The organism is Duganella sp. GW821-FHT01E12, from assembly GCF_059422325.1.
The window spans coordinates 422980-444161 of sequence record NZ_JBWKWR010000004.1 but is presented as its reverse complement, the minus strand read 5'-3'; the positions used below and the strand labels follow the sequence as shown (position 1 = coordinate 444161).

Here is a 21182-nt window from a genome sequence, read left to right as displayed (position 1 = left end):
CTGTTGATCGGTCATGCCTGGTCCTCGCTGGCCAGCCAGGCCGCCAGTTGCTGCTCGAAGCCGTCCTTGCCGTAATGGCGCATCTGATCGTTGAAGGCCGCCTTGGCCGGCGCCGGTTTCGCCGGTTTGGCGGGGGCCGCTTTGGCCTCCTTGGCGGGGGCCGGCTTGCCGCTGGCGGCTTTCGCCTCGCTCACGTCGGCGGCGCGCAGATGCAGGTGGCTGATGTGCTCGCGGCCGGCCGCATCCCTGGTCCGTACTTCCAGCGTCAAATCGTCCTTCCAATCCGCGGGCACGGCGCCGCTGATGGCGCCCGTCTCGCGATCGAAGCGTATCCAGGCGGGCAAAGGACGGCCGTCGCTGAGCCGCACCTGGAGCTGCTGGCCGTATTGGGCTGGCAGGCGCAGTGCGAACGGACGGCCCGCTTCCAGCATGCGCGCACCCACGTCCTGGACGTCGCGTCCGCTGTTGCTGGCGAAGACGTCGGCCGCTCCGTTGCCGGCAAAGCGGTCCTGCCCCCATGCGGGCAGCGCCAGGACAGGCAACGGCGACTGTCCGGCAGCCGCAAGGTGGTTGCTCCCAGCAGGCCCGGCGGCCACGGTACTGAGCACCGGAGCCGAAGCGCCCGGCAGGGCCGGCGAGGCCCCGCCGTCTCCCACGGTCGGGATGTCGACGGTCGGCATAGCGTCAAGCGCCGGCGATGGCGAAGCCGGCATTGGCGCCGGCATCGGTACCGGCAACGGCGCCGGCGTTGGTGTCGGGGTCGGCGTTGGGGTTGGTGCTGGCGTCGGCGTCGGCGTTGGCGTCGGCGTCGGCGCCTGCAACTGGTACGCACTACCGCTGCCGCCCTGCGCCAACGCATTGCCAGCCAGATCGCTGGCGCCGCCCGCACGCAAGGTCAAGGCCACGCTGCCTACGCCGCTGGCGTTGAGCTGCACGATATAGCGCCCCTCCCCGCTCGCCACGACGGACGCGACGCTGGCCTGCGCACCGCCGCCGAGCGCGATGCCAAACGCATCGGCCGCCAGCTGCACCGGCTCGGAAAACTGCACCTCATAACGCAAGCTGCCCGCCTGGGCCGTCGCCGCATCGAGCGCCTTGATCGCCACCAATTGCGGCGCGCCGCTGTCGATGGTGATCAGCAACGGCGCCGAGGCCGCACTGCTCACGCCCGCTCCATTGGCCGCCACCGCCGTCACGCGGTGCTGGCCGTCCGCCAACGCTGCGCCGGGACGCCAACTCCACGTTCCCTGCGCGTCGGCCACGGCGCTGCCCAACGCAACGCCGTCTACGCTGACGGTCACGCGGCTGCCCGCCCTGGCCGTGCCCTGGATCAGCGGCTGGCGCGAGGCGGTCACGCCGTCGGTGGCGCTGCCGCCCGTGTCCGAGCCGGCCGCCAGCGACAGGCCGGCCGGCACGACCGGCGGCGCCGTGTCGACGGTCCAGCTGCGCGCCGCCGACGACGCGCCGGTATTGCCGGCCGCATCGCTGGCCGTGGCGCGCACGGCATGCACGCCGTCGGCCAGCTTGCCGGACAGGCGATAAGTCCAGTTGCCAGCGGCATCAGTCTGGACCGCGCCGGCCTGCACATTGTCCACGTACACGATCACCGTGCTGTTGGCTTCCGCGCTGCCGCTGATTTGCGGCTGGGCCACATCGCCCCCCACGACGGCGACCACCGGCGCGCCGGGCGCAGCCGTGTCGATGGTCAAGTTCAACGCCGCCGATGGCGCGCTGGCCCCGCCCGCGTTGGCGGCCACGGCGGTGACGCTGTGCGCGCCGTCGGCCAGGCCGCCGTCCAGCGTATAGCGCCAGCCGCCGTCGGCGCCGACGCCGGCCGTGCCGGCCACCACGCCATCGACCGACACCGTCACCGTGCTGCCGGCCTGCGCCGTGCCGCTGACGGTGGGACGGTTCTCCTTGGTCAGGCCGTCACTGGCGCTGCTGCCGCTATCCGAGCCGGGCGCCAGGCCCAGCGTGGGTACCGGTGGCGGCGGCACCCTGGTGTCCACCACAAAACCAAGCACCGGCGAGGCCGCGCTGGCATTGCCGGCCAGGTCGGTCGAGACCGCGCGCACGCTGTGCTGCCCGTCGGCCAATGACGTGCCGGCCTGCCAGGTCCAGGCGCCGTGGCCGTCGGCCTGCGCCGTGCCGGCTTGCACGCCGTCGAGGAACACGGCGACGGTGCTGCCTGCCTCGGCCGTGCCGCTGACGGCGGGCCGCGGCCCGGCGCCGCTGGCGAGGCGGACATCGGCCGGGCTGGCCGGCGCCTGCGTATCGATCACCAGCGTCAGCAGCGCCGACGCCGGGCTGTTGACGCCGCCGCTGCCGATGGTGGCGCTCACCTGGTGGGTGCCGTCGACCAGCGCGTTGGCAAGCGCGTAGTTCCACACGCCGCCGCCGTCGGCCACGACGGTGCCGTCCAGCGTGCCGTCCACCGTGACCGTGACCAGCGCGCCGGCCAAGGCCGTGCCGCTGACGGTGGGCCGGGTATGCGCGGTGACGCCGTCGCTGGCGCTGGCGCCGCTGTCGCTGCCGGCGGCCAGGCCGGCGATCTGCGGCGCCGGCAAGGCCAGTTGCACATTGCGCGAGGCCAGTTGGCTGCTGCGGCCGCCATCGTTGACGGTGAAGCTGACCGTGCGCGCCGCCATGTCCGGCACGCCGGCGCTGTTGGCGTAGCTCACCGCCCGCAGCGCCGCCTGCCATTGCGCCACGGTGGCCGTGGCGCCGCTGGAACCGAGGCTCAGCACGCCTGTGCCGCTGTTGTAGCTGGCCGCGATATTGCCGTAGCGCGTGGCGTCGTTGTTGGTGAAGGCCAGCACATCCTGGCCCGCATGGAAGTTGCCGCTGACGGCGACGGTGGCGCCAGCCAGCGTGGCGCTGTCGCGGTCGGACACTTGCAGGCCGGCGTCCACCACCGCCGCGCCGGCGCCCACGAGGAACTGGGCCTGGCCGCCGCTGGCGCCCACCACCGGCGTGTAGTCCGGCAGCGCCAGCGCCACGCCGCGCGCGACGGTGGTGCTGCTCTTGCTGCCGTCCGACACCGTCACGCTCACCGTGCGGTTGGCCAGGTTGGGCGTGTCGGCGCTGTCGGTGTAGGTGACCGCGCGCAGGGCCGCCTGCCACTGCGCCAAGGTGGCCGTGGCGCCGGACGAGGCCAGCGTCAGCACGCCGGTGGCCGGCGCGTAGCTGGCCGTGATGTTGCCGAACGTGGCGGCGCTGTTGTTGGTGAACGCCAGCACATCCTCGCCCGCGTGGAAATTACCGGTGATGGCCACGGTGGCGCCGGCCAGCGTCGTGTTGTCGCGGTCGCCGACCGTCAGGCCCGCGTCCACCGCCACCGGCGTGGCCGGCACGCCGTCGCCCGCCGTGAAGTGCGCGCTGCCGGACGAAGCGGCCAGCTCCGGCGTCTGGTCCGGTGCCGTCACCGTCACGGCATGCGTGGCGGCGGCGCTGGTCTTGCTGCCGTCGTTGACGGCGAAACTCACCGTGCGCGTGACCGTGTTCGGCACGACGGCGCTGTCGCCGTAGCTGACCGTCCGCAGCGCGGCCTGCCATTGCGCCAGCGTGGCCGTGGCGCCGGCCGAGCTCATCGTCAGCACGCCGGTCGCGCCGTTGTAGCTGCCGACGATATTGCCGAACAGCGCGGCGTTGCCGTTGCTGAAGGCCAGCACATCCTCGCCGGCCTGGAAGTTGCCGGTGACCGCCACCGTGGCGCTGGCCAGCGTCGTGTTGTCCAGGTCGGACAGCGTGAGGCCGCCATCCACCACCACCGGCGTGCCGACAACGCCGTCGCCGCCCGCGTAGGCCGTGCTGCCGCCGCCGCCCACGACGATCGGGGTCTGGTCGGTGGCGCCGACGGTCACGGTCCTGGTCACGCCGGCGCTGGTCTTGCCGCCGTCGCTGACGGCCAGGCTCACCGTGCGCGTCGAGCTGTCGGGCGTCACCGCGCTGTCGCTGTACGTCACCGCGCGCAAGGCCGTCTGCCATTGCGCCAGCGTGGCCGTGGCGCCGGACGAGCTCATCGTCAACACGCCGGTCGCGCTGTTGTAGCTGGCGCCGATATTGCCGTACAGCGTGGCGTTGCCGTTGCTGAAGGCCAGGCTGTCCTCGCCCGAACGGAAATTGCCCGTGATGGCCACGGTGGCGCTGGCCAGCGTCGCGCTGTCGAGGTCGGACAGCGTCAAGCCGCCGTCCACCGCCACCGGCGTGGCCGGCGCGTTGTCGCCGGCGGTGAAGGCGGCGCTGCCGCCGCTGACGGTCAGGACCGGCGTCTGCGCGGCGGCGGCCACCGTCACCGCACGGGTCGCGGCGGCGCTGGACTTGCTGCCGTCGTTGACGGCGAAGCTCACCGTGCGCGTGGCCGTGTTCGGCACGACGGCGCTGTCGCCGTAACTCACCGCCCGCAACGCGGCCTGCCATTGCGCCAGCGTGGCCGTGGCGCCGGACGATGTCATCGTCAACACGCCGCTGCCGCCGTTGTAGCTGGCGACAATATTGCCGTACAGCGCGGCGTTGTTGTTGCTGAAGGCCAGCACATCCTCGCCGGCGCGGAAATTGCCGGTGACCGCAACCGTGGCGCTGGCCAGCGTCGTGTTGTCCAGGTCGGACAGCGTGAGGCCGCCGTCCACCACCACCGGCGTGCCGATGGCACCGTCGCCGCCGCTGTAGCCCGTGCTGCCGCCGCTGGCGGTGGCGATCGGCGTCTGGTCGGTGGCCGCCACCGTGACCGTGCGCGCGACCGCGCCGCTGCTCTGGCCGTTGCCATCGGTGGCCTGGATGCTGATGGTGCGCGTGGCCGTGTTCGGCGTGACCGCGGTGTCGGTGTATTTCACCGCGCGCAGCGCCGCCTGCCACTGCGCCAGCGTGGCCGTGGCGCCGCTGGAGGTGAGCGTCAGCACGCCGCTGCCGCTGTTGTAGCTGCCGGCGATGTTGCCCATGCTGCCGCCATCGTTGGCGAACGCCAGCACGTCCTCGCCGCTGCGGAAGTTGCCGGTGATCGCCACCGAGGCGCTGGCCAGCGTGGCGCTGCCCGGATCGGCCACGGTGATGCCGCCATCGATGGCGACCGGCGTCGACGCGACATTGTCGCCGGCGCTGAAGGCCGCGCTGCCGCCGCTCGGAGTCAGCACGGGCGCGTTGATCACCGCCACCGTGATGCTCGCGGCTGCGCTGCTCTGGCCATGGCCGTCGTTGACCACCACCTGCACGGTGCGGGTGGCGGTGTTGGGGGAGCCGGCGATGTCGTTGTAGGTCAGCGCGTCCACCAGCGTCGAGACCCGCGCCGCGCTGGCGTTGCTGTTGAACGTCACGATCAGGTCATGGCCGCCCGCACCGTCGCCGTTGCTGGCGATGGCGCCGATGGCGACGCCGCCCACCGAGACCGTGCTGCCGACGGCGGTGCCGGCGCTGAGCGAGACGGCGCCGCTGCCGTCGATGCCCAGCACGTCCTCGGCGCTGTGGGCATTGGCCACGATGCGCGCCGCGACCCAGCCGCCATTGAAGTTGGGCGTGTCGCTGTCGCTGACGATGGCCGCCGCGCCGCTGTCCAGGTGCACGGCGCCGCCGCCGGCGGTGAAGCTGACATTGTCGCCATGGAGATTGCCGATCGCCGGCGCCACGTCGGGGCTCACCGTCACCGCCTTGATCACCGTGCTGCTGGTCACACCGCCATTGTCGGTGATGGCGAAGCTGACGGTGCGCGTATCGCTGAGCGGGGTAAGCGAGCTGTTGCGATAGGTGACCGCCTCCAGCGCCGCCTGCCACTGCGCGTTGGTGGCGCTGGCGCCGCTCGAGGTCAGCGTCAGTGCGCCGGTGGCGTTGTTGTAGCTGCCGGCGATATTGCCGAACTGCGCGCCGTCGCTGTTGGTGAACGCTAACAGATCCTCGGCGCTGTGGAAGTTGCCGGTGATCGCCACGGTGGCGCTGGCCTGGTTGTCGCCGCCCGTGCTCGACAGCGTGATGCCGCCATCGACGACGACGGCATTGCCATCGCCGGCCCGGTAGGCGGCGCTGCCGCCGCTACCGGCCAGCACCGGCCCCGGATGAAAGAAGTCCGTCGCCACGATATTGTCGACACCGATCGCGCCGGTCACCTGGAAGCTGCTGTCGGACTGCACGCGGAACGCGTCTATGCCCTGGAAATTGCTGTTGTTGCTGACATTGAAGGTGATCAGCTGGCCGCCCAAATTCGCGTCGGTGACCATCAGGCTCATGGTCGCGCCCGAGACGGCGGCGCCATTGCGATAGCCCTGCAGCCGCATGACGCCGTTGCTCCCGACCGATGGGCCGCTCATCGCGATATCCACCGAGGCCAGCGTGAAGCGGGTGTTGTTGTCGCTGCTCACCTGAAGATAACTCAAGGGCGATCCGTCGTTGGTAACGCCGTTGATGACGATGGTCTGCCCCGTCAGCGTTTCCGCGCCGATATAGCAGTTGGTGGCCGAACTGCTCTTCAAGAGGAAATCCCAACCGTCGACGTTCAAGACCGAGAGTCCGTCGCCGGCGGACGAGCCCGACGCGATGACGGGGCCACCGACCTGGTTGAAATCGCTGACGCCCGTCACCGGCTGCGCCGTCACGCCCACGGAGTTGGCCTGCGGCGCCGCGCCTTGCTGGAAGCGCTCCACCGGCGCCTCGACGCCGGCCGCATGCGGCGCGTCGGCATGCAGGGCCGCGATGGCCGACTGCACCGCCGCGCCATCGAACATCAGGCGCGGTTCCAGCGCCTGCAACAACAGCCGCGCCGGCTGGTTTGCGCGCGCCGCTACGGGCGCCGCTTGTTTAAACTTCCACCACACCATGCCAGTCCCCTCGTCAAGAACGCCATCGGCATCCGGCAACATGAGAAACGGCACAGCTCTGCTGCCTCCGCGCCGCAACGTGCGCGCAGATGCCTTGCCCTAAATGGCAACAATATCCTTATATTATGTCTTGCCATGCGTAAATAGACATCAGTCCAAACGGACTGATTGACAGGCCGGCTATGCCGATTTAGTTATCAATCCCCTCGATTCCGTCATTGATCGGCTATGTCTGCTCCCCTATACTTTTTTTCACAACTATAAGGGAGATACCATGACGAAATCGAATAGCTACGCGCCGGCATGAACGCGCCGAATCCCAACTGGTTCCTGCGCGCGCGGCTCAAAACCCGCCAGTTGCTGCTGCTGATCGCGCTCGACGACGAGCGCACGCTCAGCCGCGCCTCCGAGGTGCTGTGCATGACCCAGCCGGCCGCCTCCAAGCAGCTCAGGGAGCTGGAGGACATGCTGGGTATCGCGCTGTTCGAGCGCCTGCCGCGCGGCATGGAGCCCACCATCTACGGCGAAAGCATGATACGCCACGCGCGCATGGCGCTCACCAGCCTGGCGCGCGCGCACGAGGACATCGTCGCGCTGCGTTCCGGCCTGGCCGGCCAGGTCGACGTCGGCAGCATCATGACGCCGGCCATGCGGCTGCTGCCCCTGGCCATCACGCGCATCAAGCGGCAGGCGCCGCAGCTGCGCATCGGCGTGCAGATCGAATCGAGCACCGTGCTGCTGGACCGCCTGCTGCGCGGCGCCTTCGATTTCCTGCTGGCGCGCATGACCAGCCTGCCCGACAGCGCCGACCTGCAATACGAGGAGCTGGGAGCCGAGCCGGTGGTGGGGGGGACGCGCACCGCCCGCCTACGGCCTGGTCGCTCGCAGCTGTCCCTGCGCGAGCTGGCGCAGGCGCCGTGGATCATGCCGCCGCCCGGCAGCATCCTGCGCCTGCGCTTCGACCAGCTGTTCCACAACGCCGGCCTGGAGCCGCCCAGCGACGTGGTCGACACCAGCGAGATCGTGCTGATCACCAGCATGCTGCAGATGAGCGACGCGCTCAACGTGATGTCGGCCGACGTCGCGCAGCACTACCGGGAGCTGGGCCTGCTGGTGGTGCTGCCGATCGAACTGGCGTGTCAGATGGACCCTTTCGGCATCATCCGCCGGCGCGACCGCCTGCTCTCGCCCGGCGCGGAACTGCTGCTGCAGGCGATACGGCGCCAGGCCGCGCCAGCCATACCGTGTTTGACATAGCAGCCGCTTAAAAGGTGAATGGACCGCCATCGTCCCGCGCGTTTAGCATGGCCAAAACACCTACGGAGACCTGCCTTGAACCATCCATCCCTCGCGCGCCGCCTGGCCGGCGCGCTGCTGTTGATCGCGCCGCTGGCCGGCCATGCCGCCGCCCCGCTGGAACTGAGCTCGCCCGACCGCCAGCTGCGCGTCGTCATCGACACCGGCGAACAACTCACGCTCGCCGTCAGCCTGGGCGACACCCAGCTGGTGCTGCCCACGCCGATCGGCCTGAAATTAAGCGGCATCGGCACGCTGGGTGAGCGCCCGCGCCTGACCGGCCAGCAGCGCGTGAGCATCGACACCTCGGTGCGTCCGGTGGTGGCGCAGAAGTCGCGCCAGGTGCGCGACCACTACAACGCGCTGCGGCTGGACTTCGCCGGCGGCTACGCGCTGGAGGTGCGCGCCTACGACGAAGGCGTCGCCTACCGCTTCCGCACCGAGCTGCCCGGCCAGGTGACGGTGGAGGACGAACTGGCGGGCGTCCACATGCGCGCACAGGACACGCTGTACTGGCCGCAGGAGAAGTCCATGCAGTCGCATAACGAGCACTATTACCAGGCGCTGGCCGTGAGCGATGCGGCCGGAAAGCTGGTCGGCGTGCCGGCGCTGGTGCGCGGCGGCGGCGCGCATCTGGTGCTCACCGAGTCCGGGCTGCGCGACTATCCGGGCATGTACCTGCACGGCGAGGCGGATGGCCTGCGCGCCGTGTTCCCGAAAGTGGCGCTGGCCGACACCGCGCGCGACGACCGCAACGTGCCGGTGACGCAGGAGGCGCCCTACATCGCGCGCACCGCCGGCACGCGCGCCTACCCGTGGCGCATCCTGGGCATCGCCGCCGACGCCGGCGGCCTGCTGCTCAACCAGATGCCCTACCTGCTGGCCGACGCCCAGGAGTTGAAGCAGACCGACTGGATCAAGCCGGGCAAGGTGGCGTGGGACTGGTACAACGGCAACCACCTGTACAACGTGCCGTTCAAGTCCGGCATCGACACGCGCACCTATCGCCACTACATCGACTTCGCGGCGGAGAACGGCCTCGAATACATCATCATGGACGAAGGCTGGTATGAGCTGGGCAACCTGCTGGCGGTGAAGCCGGCCATCGACATGCCGGCGCTGATGGCGCATGCGAAGGAGCGCGGCGTGGGCATCATCCTGTGGGTGTCGTGGAAGACGCTGGACACGCAGATGACGGCGGCGCTGGACCAGTTCGCGCATTGGGGCGCGGCCGGCATCAAGGTCGACTTCATGCAGCGCGCCGACCAGTGGATGGTGAACTACTACGAGCGCGTGGCGCGCGAAGCGGCGGCGCGCCATCTGCTGGTGGACTTCCACGGCAGCTTCAAGCCCAGCGGGCTGCAACGCACCTGGCCCAACGTGCTCACCTTCGAAGGCGTGAAAGGGCTGGAGAACGACAAGTGGACCGACAAGCAGACGCCGGAACACGACGTGACCGTTCCCTTCATCCGCATGTTCGCCGGGCCGATGGACTACACCCCGGGAGCCATGAGCAACGCCCACCGCAAGGACTTCGTGGCCAGCTTCGACCGTCCGATGAGCCAGGGCACGCGCGCCCACCAGCTGGCGATGTACGTGGTGTACGAAAGCCCGCTGCAGATGCTGGCCGACAGCCCGTCGCAATACCGCGCCAATCCATCGTCGCTGGCCTTCATCCGCCAGGTGCCGGTGGAGTGGGACGAAAGCCGCGTGCTGCACGCGGACCTGGGCCGCTACGTGGCCATGGCGCGCCGCCACGGCGACACCTGGTACGTCGGCGCGATGACCGGCGCCGATGGCCGCGAACTGGCGCTCGACCTGTCCTTCCTGGGCGAAGGCAGCTACCAGATGAACAGCATGGAGGACGGCCCGAACGCGGCCATCTTCGCCACCGACGTGCAGGCGGGCAGCGCCAGCGTCACCCGCGCCAGCCGCCTGACCATGCAGCTGGCGCCAGGCGGCGGCTGGGCCGCGATTATCCGCCCCGCCAAGCCTGCGAAATAAGGAGAACCGCATGCACATGACATTACGCACGCGCGCCGTCGCCATGGCCGCGGCGCTATTCGCAGCCAGCCTGGCGCAGGCCGCGCCGCCGGCCTTCACGCCGCGCTGGCAGATCGACGGCAACGCCATCCGCTGGCAGGTCGGCGACACCCATCGCGACCAGTTGGAGATGAGCGGCCGGCAGGTGTCGGCGGTGATCGACTACGGCAGCCAGGCCGACGGCACGCTGCTGCTGTCGCGCACCGTGGTGTGGCCGATGCTGCGCACCATCCCCGACGACACGCACGCCAGCCTGATACGCAAGTTCGGCCCGGAAGCCACGCCCGCCATCGCGATCGACGGCGCGCCGACCGCCGCCGAGCACCTGCGGCAGGTGCGCTTCGACGGCCGCCTCGCGCTGCAATCCCAGCTGGCGCCTGGGCTGCTTTTGACCCGTACACTGACGCCGTCGCCGGACGAACCGGCGCTGGTGGAGCGTCTGGAACTGGTCAACAACGGCAAGACCGCCCGCCGCTACAGCTTCGCCGCGCTGGACGCCAGCGAGACCACGCCCGCCGACAAAGGCACGCACGGCGCCTATGTGATCGCCGTGCAGTCCCCCGCACGCGAAGGCACGCTGGCGCCGGGCGCGCGCGTGCACGTGGACGTGATCATCAGCGGCCGCCTGCAAAACGAAATGGTCTACGTTGACGGCGAAGAAGCCCTGCAAGCGCGCGCCCGTAAGGTGGCGCAATGGCGCGGTGAGCTGGTACTGGAAACGCCGGACCCGGTGCTCGACGCCATGTTCGCCTTCTCCAAGGTGCGCGCCGCCGAAAGCGTGTTCGCCACGCGCGGCGGCCTGCTGCACGGGCCGGGCGGCACGCGCTACTACGCAGCCGTGTGGGCCAACGACCAGGCGGAGTACGTCAATCCCTTCTTCCCCTACCTGGGCGACCGCGCCGCCGTGCAGAGCGCGGTCACCAGCTTCGGCCTGTTCGCCCGCTACATGAATCCCGAATACAAGCCGCTGCCCTCCTCCATCGTCGCCGAGGGCCGCAGCTACTGGAACGGCGCCGGCGACCGCGGCGACTGCGCCATGATCTCCTACGGTGCCAGCCAGTTCGCGCTGGCGCAGGGCGACGCCGGCACTGCGCGCCAGCTGCTGCCGCTGATCGACTGGTGTCTTGAATTCACGCGCCGCCAGCGCGACGCCGACGGCATCGTCCATTCCGACAGCGATGAACTGGAAGGCCGCTTCCCGGCAGGCAAAGCCAACCTCTCGACCAACGTGCTGGCCTACGGCGGCCTGTCCGGCGCCGCGCGCCTGAACGCCGCGCTGGGCGAGCCGCAGCGCGCCGCAGTGCTACAGCACGAGGCGCAGGAACAGCGCGCCGCCATCGAGCGCTACTTCGGCACCAACATCGGCGGCTACGACACCTACCGCTACTACGCCGGCAACGACAAGCTGCGCGCGTGGATCGCGCTGCCGCTGGCGCTCGGCATCACGGAACGCCAGCGCGGCACCATCGATGCGCTGCTGTCGCCGCAACTGTGGTCGGAGAACGGCGTGCTGACCGAGGCCGGCGACAAGACCTTCTGGGACCGCGCCACGCTGTACACCTTGCGCGGCCTGCTGAAGGCGGGCGAACTGGAACGCACCATGCCCTACCTGCGCTACTACTCCGGCCGCCGCCTGCTGGGCGAGCATGTGCCATACGCAGTGGAGGCATGGCCGGAAGGCCAGCAGCGCCACCTGTCGGCGGAAAGCGGCCTGTATGCGCGGGTGATGACCGAGGGCCTGTTCGGCATCGAGCCGACCGGTTTGCGCAGCTTCAGTTTCGCGCCACGCCTGCCCAAGGGCTGGCCGCGCATGGCCTTGCGGCGCATACGCGCTTTCGGCGCGGGCGAACAGGGCGAAGGACTGGAACTGTCCACCACGCGCCTGAAACCGGGACAGCCGGAACAACGCGTGCTGGTGCGCCTGGACGGCAAGACCCTGCTCAACCGCGCCTGGGACGGCAAGGCGCCGTTGCAGGTCACGCTGCCCGATTGACGCATATCGTTTTCAGCAACGGTAGTCGTTAAAGATTCATTAGATTGCGATCCGCGCCTTGCCTAGTATGTCTCCGTCGGCTGTCTTCGGCAGCCGGCCATCAACATAAAAACGATAAGGAGACATCATGAACAACAATACTCGGATGACAGTGGTAGCCCACGCCCTCGCGCTGGCATTTGGCGGCGTCCTGCTATCGGGCAGCCTGCCCGCACCAGCCTACGCGCAATCTAACGCCACCGGCACCATCTTCGGCCAGATCGCCAACGCCAACGGCGCCAGCGTGGTGCTGGAGAACGTCGCCACCGGCGCGCGCCGCACCGTCCATCCCGACGCCGCCGGACGCTATCAGGCCACCTCCATGCAGCCCGGCGCCTATAAGGTCATGCTGATGCGCGGCGACGAAATCGAACGCACGCTGGAAGTGGAAGCCCTGATCGGCCAGGGCGTCGAGGCTTCGTTCGACAGCGTGCAGGCGGTCACCGTCTCGACACGGCGCCGCACCATCGACGTCAGCAACACCAACAACGGCGCCGTGTTCACCGCGCGCCAACTGGAGGCGCTGCCGGTGGCGCAAAGCCTGTCGGGCATCATCCAGCTGGCGCCCGGCACCTCGCGCGGCAATCCGCGCATCGGCGGCGACAGCTTCGGCGGCGCCGGCGTGTCGGAGAACTCGTACTACATCAATGGCTTCCCGGTCACCAATGTGTACAAGCAGATCGGCTCGACCACGCTGCCGTTCTTCGCCATCGCGCAGGCGCAGATCCTGCAGGGCGGTTACAGCGCGGAATTCGGCCGCTCCACCGGCGGCGTGGTCAACATCACGACCAAGAGCGGCACCAACCGCTGGGAAGCCGGCGCGGTGCTGCAGTACACGCCCAACAAGCTGCGCGCGAAACCGGAGGACACCTACTATCCGCAAACCGGCGCCAACCCGGCCACCGACGGCAAGTTGCTGACCTACCGCGCCGCCAACAACGCCAACGACGTCTTCGGCAGCGCGTATGTCGGCGGCCCGCTGATCAAGGACAAGCTGTTCGTGTTCGCCAACGTGGAACAGGACCGCTTCACCTCCGGCTACATCAGCAAGGACTCCGATTCGACCAACAAGACCAACGGCTGGACCGAGCGCGAGACCCGCACGCCGCGCTACCTGGTCAAACTCGATTACAACATCAACGACAACCACCGCCTGGAGTTCACCCAGATCCACGACGAGTACAAGAAGACGCAGCAGAACTACGGCTTCGACTACGCCACGCTACAGCGCAACAACGTGCGCGCCGACGGCGTGACCGGCGACGGCGCCATCACCAACGACTCTATCCTGAAGTACACCGGCTTCCTGACCGACCGCCTGACCGTGACCGCGCTGGCGGGCCGCTTCAAGTCGACCTATCCGCAAAGCGTGGAAGGCTACGTGCCGGGCGTGTACCAGGTCAGCGCGCCGGCGCGCGCGCAGGTGCCGGGGCTCACCTACAACAACCCGCAACCCATAGGCGGCACCATGCAGGTGGAGAACGCGGAGGACAAGCAGTCCACGCTGCGCCTGGACGTCGAGTACAAGCTGGGCGACCATGCGCTGCGCGCTGGCCTCGACCGCAATAACGTCTCGTCCATCAACGGTTCCTCGCTGGCCGGCGGTGGCACCTGGTACTACTCCCGCTCCTCCAATCCGAATGCGCCGGTGCCGGGCGGACGCTCGCCCGCATCCGGCGGCGGCTACGGCACCCTGGGCTACTACGTGGATGAATACCACCAGAGCGATTCGGCCTCGCCCAAGACCGACCAGAGCGCTCAGTACCTGCAGGACCGCTGGCAGATCACGGAGCGGCTGCTGCTGGACCTGGGCCTGCGCAACGAGCAGTTCACCAACAAGAACAGCTTCGGCGTGCCGTACGCCGAGCAGCGCCACATGCTGGCGCCGCGCCTGGGCGCGGCCTGGGACGTGCGCGGCGACAGCAGCCTGAAACTGTTCGCCAACGCCGGCCGCTACCACCTGCAGATTCCCACCAGCGTGGCGCTGCGCCTGGCGGGCAACCCGGTGCACATCGACCACTACTTCACCTACACCGGCGTCGATCCCAAGACCGGCGTGCCGACCGGCCTGACCGAAATCAGCCCGCCCTTCTCCGCCGGGAATGAGTACGGCCAGGCCAAGGACCCGCACCAGGTGGCGGCCAGCAATCTGGGCGCCACCTACCAGGACGAACTGGCGCTGGGCTTCGAGGCGGCGCTGACGCCGAACTACTCGGTTGGCACCAAGTTCACCTACCGCACGCTGCGCAACACCATCGAAGACTGGTGCGACCAGCGTCCGGTGGATGCCTGGGCGCGCCGCAACAACGTCAATGCCAGCAAGTACAGCATGCCCTGCCTGCTGATCAATCCAGGACGCGGCAATACGCTGGAGCTGGACCTGCGCGGCGACGGCAAGCTGGTGACGGTGCCGCTGTCGGCAGAGGACATGGGCCTGCCGAAAGTGGAGCGCATCTACACGGCGCTGGACTTCTTCGTCGAGCACCCGCTGCGCAACGGCTGGTACGGCAAGGTCAATTACACCTGGTCGCGCAGCCGGGGCAATATGGAGGGCCAGGTGGCGTCGGACATCGGCCAGGCCGACTTGGCCGCCACTACCGCCTTCGATTATCCGGAGCTGATGACCGGCGCGAACGGCCTGCTGCCCAACAACCACTCGCACGTGCTTAAGGCGTTCGGCTTCTATGACCTGACTGCCGAATGGCGGCTGGGCGCCAATGTAAACATCGCCACCGGCGCGCCGAAGTCCTGCATCGGCAACCTGCCCAAGGCGCTCAACGTCAACAACAATCCGGCCGGCTGGTACGGCGCCGCGACCTTCTATTGCGACGAGAAACTGACGCCGCGCGGCACGGCCGGCACGCTGCCGACCGACGTGCGCCTGGCTCTCAACGTGACCTACATGCCGCTCTGGCTCAAGGGCCTGAGCCTGAAGGCCGACGTCTTCAACCTGTTGAACCAGCAGACCGACCTGGCCACGCAGCCGGTCTACAACTCGGGCGCGGACACCATCAGTCCTTACTACAACCAGGTGCTGGGCCGCTCACCGGAACGGCAGGTGCGCTTCACGGCGCAGTACAACTACAAGTTCTGACCGTAACCTCAAAAAAAAACCACCCGACGGGTGGTTTTTGTAGTGCTGCGATTGAATTAACGGTAAAACGCTTCGACTTTGCCCTTGAGCTTGATCAGCATCGGGTTGCCCTTGCGGTCCAGGCTCTTGCCCGCCGGGACCTTGATCCAGCCTTCGCTGATGCAGTACTCATCGACGTCCAGGCGTTCTTTATCGTTAAAACGGATGCCCACATCGTGTTCGAACACGGCGGCAACGTGGAATTTGCTGCGCGGGTCGATCGACAGACGATCCGGCAGCGGAGGGAGTTGAGTAGTATCGTTCATCCCGCAATTATATCAGCTGGTTTTGAAGATCAGCTGCGCGACCCGTTGCAATTTCGGGTACACCATCGGCACCGTCAGCATCGTGCTGCCGATGGCCATCAGCAGCAGCGCGGTGAAGGTCTCGCTGGTGATGATCTGCTTGTCGAGCAAAATGTTGACAAAAATGATCATGATCAGCGCCTTGGTCTGCAGCAGCCAGCCGATGATGGACGCCTCGCCCGGCCCCCACTTGAGGATCTTGCCGGCGAGGTGGATGCCGGCCAGCTTGCCGCTGACCGAGGCCACCAGCAGCACCGCCGCCACGATGAACACGGCCGAACCGCCCACCGCCCAGTTGGTGCGCAGGCCGGTGCTGAGGAAGAACACCGGCATCACGGCCATCAGCACGTTGGCGCGCAGGAAGTCCATCTTCTCCTGGTTGAACCATGCGGCATCCATCACCGCGCCGGCCAGGAAGGCGCCGACCATGTAGTGCAGGCCGGCCCAGTCGGCCGCGAAGGCGCACACCGCCAGCCAGATGAAGGAAACGTACCAGCGGTCGCGCTCTTCCAGGCGCGCCATCATCCTGCGGAACAGCCAGGTCGCCACGGCGAACGCCAGCAAAAAGCCGACCTGGCGGCCGACGCGGTCCCAGTCCAGCAGGATCACCGCCAGCACGCCCCATATCGCGATGTCGTCCAGGCTGGCATAGCGCAGGATGCGCTGGCCGATCGGCTGGCGCAGGATCTCCAGCTTTTCCATCAGCAGGATCAGGATGGGCAGCGCGGTGACGGCGCAGGCCATGCCCACGCCCAGCACGAACTGCCAGCTGTGCGCCTTCGGCCCCATCCAGCCGGCGTAGCCGAGCAGCCCCAGCGCGGCAACGCAGCCGAACGCCAGTGGCGTGCCCAGCGCCAGGCCGGCGGTGATGGTGCTTTCGCGGCGGTGTTCCCAGGCTTTTTTCAGGTCCAGCTCGATGCCGGCGATCATCACGAAGATCATCACCGCCCACCAGGCGATGCCGTTGAGCGACTGCACCACCTGCGGGTTGAACACGAAACTGTAGTACTCGGGATAGGCGCGCCCCATGATGCCCGGCCCCAGCAAAATGCCGGCGATGATCTGCACCACCACCAGCGGCGCATAGTAGTCCGTATTGCCAAGGCGCCAGATCAGATATGGCACGCTAAAGATGATCAGCATCGCGATCAGGAAGATTTCGGTGGTCCCCATGTGCATCTTGTCTCCAATTATTTTTCGCCGCTGGAAACGATACCACGTTTAATTGGCAAAAACTACTTGCGCAGTCAATCAATTCGTATATACTTGCGCAATCAAGCATTTATCAAGAATTAATTGACAATGGAGCACACCATGAACGACAACATCAACGACACCCCGGCCGAGATCAGCCCCAGCCTGGAATTCGCGCTGCGGCTGGCGCGCGCGCAGGCCACGCTGGTGCGCCGGCTCGACCAGGTGCTGGGCGGCTACCACGGCATCAGCTTCGGCGACTTCATGCTGCTGCACTACCTGAACCGCGCCCCCGGCGGCCGCCTGCGCCGCGTCGACCTGGCCGAGCGCCAGGGGCTGACCGCGTCCGGCGTCACGCGCACCCTGCTGCCGCTGGAGAAAATCGGCCTGGTCGAACGCCAGCAGGACCCGCGCGACGCCCGTGTGGCCTATGCCGCCATCACCGCCACCGGCCGCGAACTGCTCAACAACGCCGTCTCCGTGGCGGAGCAGATCAGCAAGGAACTGCTGCGCAACTGCCCCACCGCGCATTTCGATGAACTGAGCACGGCGCTCGGCCTGATCGCCGGCATGAACGCCACCAACTCCTGAGAGACCGCCATCATGGACGATCCCAAAAAACTGCAACGCGCGGCCCTGATGCGCGACCATAACTTCAAGTGGCTGCTGCGCGGCGGCGTGATCTCCATGCTGGGCGATCAGCTGACCATGGTGGCCCTGCCCTGGCTGGTGCTCAAGCTCACCGGCGACACGCTGGCGCTGGGCTTCGTCATCGCGCTGATGAGCATACCGCGCGCGGTCTTCATCCTGATCGGCGGCGCGGTGGTGGACCGCTACTCGCCCAAGCGCGTACTCATGTTGAGCAAGTACGCCAACGCCCTGCTGCTTGGCGTGCTCACGCTGCTGGTGCTGAACAACCAGCCCACGCTGACGCTGTCGCTCAGCGACTCGCTGACGCTGACCGTCGACATGAACGCCCACCTGACGCTGATGGTGATCTACGTGCTGGCCTTCGGCATCGGCCTGGCGCAGGCGTTCGGCATCCCGTCGGGCACCTCGATCATGCCGCAGGCGATAGCCGCCGAGCACCTGCAGGCCGCCAACGGCGTGTTGATGGGATTGCGCCAGGTGTCGATGCTGATCGGCCCCCTGCTGGCGGCCGGCCTGCTGGCCATCTCCGGCGGTGGCGATGGCGTGGTGGCCGACGCGCGCGGCCTGGCCTTTGCGTTCGGCTTCGACTGCTTCAGCTTCCTGATCTCCGCGTGGACCCTGTCCAAGGTCGGCATGCTGAAGGCGCCGGAGCACACGGAAGCGCCGCAATCGGTGCTGCGCTCCGTCGGCGCCGGCCTGGCGATGGTGTGGAACGACGTGCCGCTGCGCCTGTGCTTCATCTACTGGGGCACGGTGTCGCTGTTCATCGGCGGCGCGATGCAGGTGGCGCTGCCGGTGCTGGCCAGCGAGAAGCTGCACGGCGCCTCCGCCTTCGGCCTGCTGATGGGCGCCAACGGCGCCGGCATGCTGCTCGGGATGGCCGTGGCGGCGGTGGCGGGCGCGCGCCTGCGCTTCGCCAGCTTCGGCACCGTGCTGCTGGCGGGCGACGCCATCGCCGGCCTGCTGGTGATGCCGCTCGGCGCCGTGCAGGCGCCGTGGCAGGCCTGCGCGCTGATGCTGGCCCTCGGCCTGCTGTCGGGCTACATGCAGATCAAGGTCTTCACCTGGATCCAGCGCCGCGTGCCGCCGCACATGATGGGCCGCGCCATGAGCATCTTCATGTTCATCTTCATGGGACTGGCGCCGTTGTCGGCCGCCGGCGCCGGCTGGGTGCTGACCAAGATCTCGCTGTCGCAATTGTTCCTCGGCGGTGGCATCATACTGGTGGTGTTCGCAACGCTGGCCTATCTGCTCACGCCGATCCGCAGCATCAGCAGCGACAACACCGCGAACACCCCGCAACCGCAGTAAAAGGAAAAGCGCATGGAAACCAAATGGCTGGAAGACTTCATCTCGCTGGTCGAGACCAATAATTTCAGCCGCTCGGCGGCGCTGCGGCACGTGACGCAGCCCGCCTTTTCGCGCCGCATCCAGTCGCTGGAAAACTGGCTGGGGACGGACCTGATCGACCGCACGTCCTACCCCACGCGTTTGACGCCGGCCGGCATCGTGTTCTACGAGCAGGCGCTGGAGATGCTGGCGCAGATCAACGGCGCGCGCGACATGCTGCGCTCCAAGCGCGCCGCCGCGCAGACCAGCATCGACCTGGCGGTGCCGCACACGCTGTCGCTGACCTTCGTGCCGAAATGGCTAACCGCATTGGAGCAGGACTTCGCGCCGATCAGCAGCCGCCTGATGGCGCTCAACGTGCACGACGCGGTGATGCAGCTGGTCGAAGGCGGTTGCGACCTGCTGCTGTGCTACCACCATCCGCGCCAGCCGGTGCAGCTCGATCCGGGCCGCTACGACATGCTGGTGATGGGCCGCGAATCGCTGTGCGCCTACGCGCGCTGCGACAAGAACAAGGCGCCGGAATTCACGCTGCCCGGCACCAAGAAGGAGCCGTTGCCGTTTTTATCGTACACCAACAACGCCTACCTGGGCCGCATGGTGGAGCTGATCCTGACCGACGCAAAAACGCCGCTGCACCTGGACCCGCACTACGAGACCGACATGGCCGAAGGCCTGAAGATGATGGCGCTGGAGGGCCGCGGCGTGGCCTTCCTGCCCGAATCGGCGGTCACCCGGGAGCTCAAGCAAAAGCAGCTGGCGCGCGCCGACGGCGGCGCATCGGAGTGGGAAATCGAGATGGAGATCCGCCTGTACCGCGAGCGGCCGTCGGTGCACCGGCGCGGCAAGGCCATCGTCGAGCGGCTGTGGGAATTCCTCGAACAGCAGCAGAAAAACAGCGGCCGCAAACGCCGCGTCGCCGTGTCGGAAAGATAAGCCCCGCCATAACTATGCATTTTTTGCATAGCCGAATGCGCATACAGCATTGGCCCGTTTTCAGTCTCCCGTCCTATGATTCGACCCACTTGAAGAGCGCCACGAGCGGACTTCAGCCACGAATTCAACGGAGACTTGAGCATGACCACTGTACAAGCACACGCACTGCCTTCCTACCTCAATCCAGAAGACCTGGGCCCTTGGGGCGTCTACCTGCAGCAGATCGACCGCGTCACCCCGCACCTGGGCAGCCTGTCGCGCTGGGTCGAAACCCTGAAGCGCCCGAAGCGCATCCTGACCGTCGACGTGCCGATCGAGCGCGATGACGGCTCCATCGCCCACTACGAAGGCTACCGCGTCCAGCACAACATGTCGCGCGGCCCCGGCAAAGGCGGTGTGCGCTTCCACCAGGACGTGACCCTGTCCGAAGTGATGGCCCTGTCGGCATGGATGACCGTGAAAAACGCGGCCGTCAACGTGCCATACGGCGGCGCCAAGGGCGGCATCCGTGTCGATCCGAAGACCCTGTCGCGCGGCGAGCTGCAACGCCTGACCCGCCGCTACACCAGCGAAATCTCGCTGATCATCGGACCAAACAAGGACATCCCGGCACCGGACGTCAACACCAACGAACAGGTGATGGCATGGATGATGGACTCCTACGCCATGATCGAAGGTAACCTGTCGACCGGCGTCGTGACCGGCAAACCAATCTCGCTGGGCGGCTCGCTGGGCCGCCGCGAAGCGACCGGCCGCGGCGTGTTCGTGGTGGGCCGCGAAGCCGCCGCCAAGCGCGGCGTGGCGATCGAAGGCGCTCGTGTGGCGATCCAAGGCTTCGGCAACGTCGGCGGCGTGGCAGCGACCATGTTCGCGGAAGCCGGCTCCAAAGTCATCGCCGTGCAGGATCACACCGGCACCGTGGTCAATCAAGGTGGCCTGGATGTGGCACGTCTGCACCAGCACGTGGCCGAATGCGGCAGCGTGACAGGTTTCGCCGGCGCCGAAGCCTTCCTGGACCGCGACGCGTTCTGGGGCATCGAGTCCGACATCCTGATTCCGGCAGCGCTGGAACAGCAGATCACCGCCGCCAACGCGCCGCTGATCCGCACCAAGATCATCCTGGAAGGCGCCAACGGCCCGACCACCCCGGAAGCGGACGACATCCTGACCGACAAGGACGTGCTGATCGTGCCGGACGTGCTGGCCAACGCCGGCGGCGTGACCGTGTCGTACTTCGAATGGGTGCAGGACTTCTCCAGCTTCTTCTGGAGCGAGGACGAGATCAACGCCCGCCTGACCCGCATCATGCAGGACGCCTTCAACGCCGTATGGACGGTGTCGCAGGAGAAGAAGGTAACGCTGCGCACCGCCACCTTCATCCTGGCGTGCACCCGCGTGCTGCAGGCCCGCGAAGTACGCGGCCTGTATCCATGATCGACTGA

General features: G+C 67.7%; 11 protein-coding genes. 8 read left to right on the top strand and 3 right to left on the bottom strand.

Features of this window, described 5'->3' with window-relative positions; translation table 11 throughout:
• Positions 1–11: 11 nt before the first annotated feature.
• Positions 12–6800, bottom strand: a complete 6789-nt coding sequence (locus AC07WS_RS15285; RefSeq protein ID WP_494729906.1) for an Ig-like domain-containing protein — start codon at positions 6798–6800, stop codon at positions 12–14.
• Positions 6801–7103: 303 nt separating this feature from the next.
• On the opposite strand from AC07WS_RS15285, the gene AC07WS_RS15280 reads away from it, so the two are divergent.
• From AC07WS_RS15280 to AC07WS_RS15265, 4 genes are all read left to right on the top strand, one after another.
• Positions 7104–8057, top strand: a complete 954-nt coding sequence (locus tag AC07WS_RS15280; RefSeq protein ID WP_494729905.1) for a LysR family transcriptional regulator — start codon at positions 7104–7106, stop codon at positions 8055–8057.
• 75 nt (positions 8058–8132) lie between these two features.
• Positions 8133–10100 carry a glycoside hydrolase family 97 protein gene (locus tag AC07WS_RS15275; protein ID WP_494729904.1) on the top strand — a complete coding sequence of 656 codons (1968 nt, stop codon included), beginning with the start codon at positions 8133–8135 and terminating at the stop codon, positions 10098–10100.
• Positions 10101–10110: 10 nt separating this feature from the next.
• The gene (locus AC07WS_RS15270; RefSeq protein WP_494729903.1) at positions 10111–12132 is read left to right on the top strand and encodes a glucosidase family protein; all 2022 of its coding nucleotides are present in this window, start codon (positions 10111–10113) and stop codon (positions 12130–12132) included.
• Between the two features lie 127 nt (positions 12133–12259).
• Entirely contained in the window at positions 12260–15265 is a 3006-nt protein-coding gene (locus AC07WS_RS15265) for a TonB-dependent receptor (protein WP_494729902.1), read from the top strand.
• 56 nt (positions 15266–15321) lie between these two features.
• Here AC07WS_RS15265 and AC07WS_RS15260 read toward each other — a convergent pair whose 3' ends face one another.
• Together AC07WS_RS15260 and AC07WS_RS15255 are read right to left on the bottom strand one after the other, a co-directional pair.
• Positions 15322–15570, bottom strand: coding sequence for a DUF3297 family protein (locus AC07WS_RS15260; RefSeq protein WP_117009826.1), 249 nt, complete (start codon positions 15568–15570; stop codon positions 15322–15324).
• Positions 15571–15582: 12 nt separating this feature from the next.
• The gene (locus AC07WS_RS15255) at positions 15583–16788 is read right to left on the bottom strand and encodes a cation:proton antiporter (RefSeq protein ID WP_494729901.1); all 1206 of its coding nucleotides are present in this window, start codon (positions 16786–16788) and stop codon (positions 15583–15585) included.
• A gap of 135 nt (positions 16789–16923) precedes the next feature.
• Between AC07WS_RS15255 and AC07WS_RS15250 the strand changes: the two genes are divergently transcribed.
• The 4 genes from AC07WS_RS15250 to AC07WS_RS15235 all read left to right on the top strand — a co-directional run bounded on the left by AC07WS_RS15250 (position 16924) and on the right by AC07WS_RS15235 (position 21174).
• Positions 16924–17394 carry a MarR family winged helix-turn-helix transcriptional regulator gene (locus tag AC07WS_RS15250; RefSeq protein ID WP_494729900.1) on the top strand — a complete coding sequence of 157 codons (471 nt, stop codon included), beginning with the start codon at positions 16924–16926 and terminating at the stop codon, positions 17392–17394.
• A gap of 12 nt (positions 17395–17406) precedes the next feature.
• A complete protein-coding gene (locus tag AC07WS_RS15245; protein ID WP_494729899.1) occupies positions 17407–18765 on the top strand; it encodes an MFS transporter in 1359 nt (452 codons plus the stop codon).
• A 12-nt stretch (positions 18766–18777) separates the two neighbouring features.
• Entirely contained in the window at positions 18778–19740 is a 963-nt protein-coding gene (locus tag AC07WS_RS15240; RefSeq protein WP_494729898.1) for a LysR substrate-binding domain-containing protein, read from the top strand.
• A 141-nt stretch (positions 19741–19881) separates the two neighbouring features.
• Positions 19882–21174, top strand: coding sequence for a Glu/Leu/Phe/Val family dehydrogenase (locus AC07WS_RS15235; protein WP_494729897.1), 1293 nt, complete (start codon positions 19882–19884; stop codon positions 21172–21174).
• Positions 21175–21182: the final 8 nt, after the last annotated feature.

What these genes read in the sequence shown, in the direction of transcription:
- AC07WS_RS15245 (WP_494729899.1), top strand. Translation starts at nt 17,407, where the DNA reads ATGGACGATCCCAAAAAACTGCAACGCGCGGCCCTGATGCGCGACCAT.
- AC07WS_RS15260 (WP_117009826.1), bottom strand. Translation starts at nt 15,570, where the DNA reads ATGAACGATACTACTCAACTCCCTCCGCTGCCGGATCGTCTGTCGATC.
- AC07WS_RS15265 (WP_494729902.1), top strand. Translation starts at nt 12,260, where the DNA reads ATGAACAACAATACTCGGATGACAGTGGTAGCCCACGCCCTCGCGCTG.
- AC07WS_RS15270 (WP_494729903.1), top strand. Translation starts at nt 10,111, where the DNA reads ATGCACATGACATTACGCACGCGCGCCGTCGCCATGGCCGCGGCGCTA.
- AC07WS_RS15255 (WP_494729901.1), bottom strand. Translation starts at nt 16,788, where the DNA reads ATGCACATGGGGACCACCGAAATCTTCCTGATCGCGATGCTGATCATC.
- AC07WS_RS15280 (WP_494729905.1), top strand. Translation starts at nt 7,104, where the DNA reads ATGAACGCGCCGAATCCCAACTGGTTCCTGCGCGCGCGGCTCAAAACC.
- AC07WS_RS15250 (WP_494729900.1), top strand. Translation starts at nt 16,924, where the DNA reads ATGAACGACAACATCAACGACACCCCGGCCGAGATCAGCCCCAGCCTG.
- AC07WS_RS15285 (WP_494729906.1), bottom strand. Translation starts at nt 6,800, where the DNA reads ATGGTGTGGTGGAAGTTTAAACAAGCGGCGCCCGTAGCGGCGCGCGCA.
- AC07WS_RS15235 (WP_494729897.1), top strand. Translation starts at nt 19,882, where the DNA reads ATGACCACTGTACAAGCACACGCACTGCCTTCCTACCTCAATCCAGAA.
- AC07WS_RS15240 (WP_494729898.1), top strand. Translation starts at nt 18,778, where the DNA reads ATGGAAACCAAATGGCTGGAAGACTTCATCTCGCTGGTCGAGACCAAT.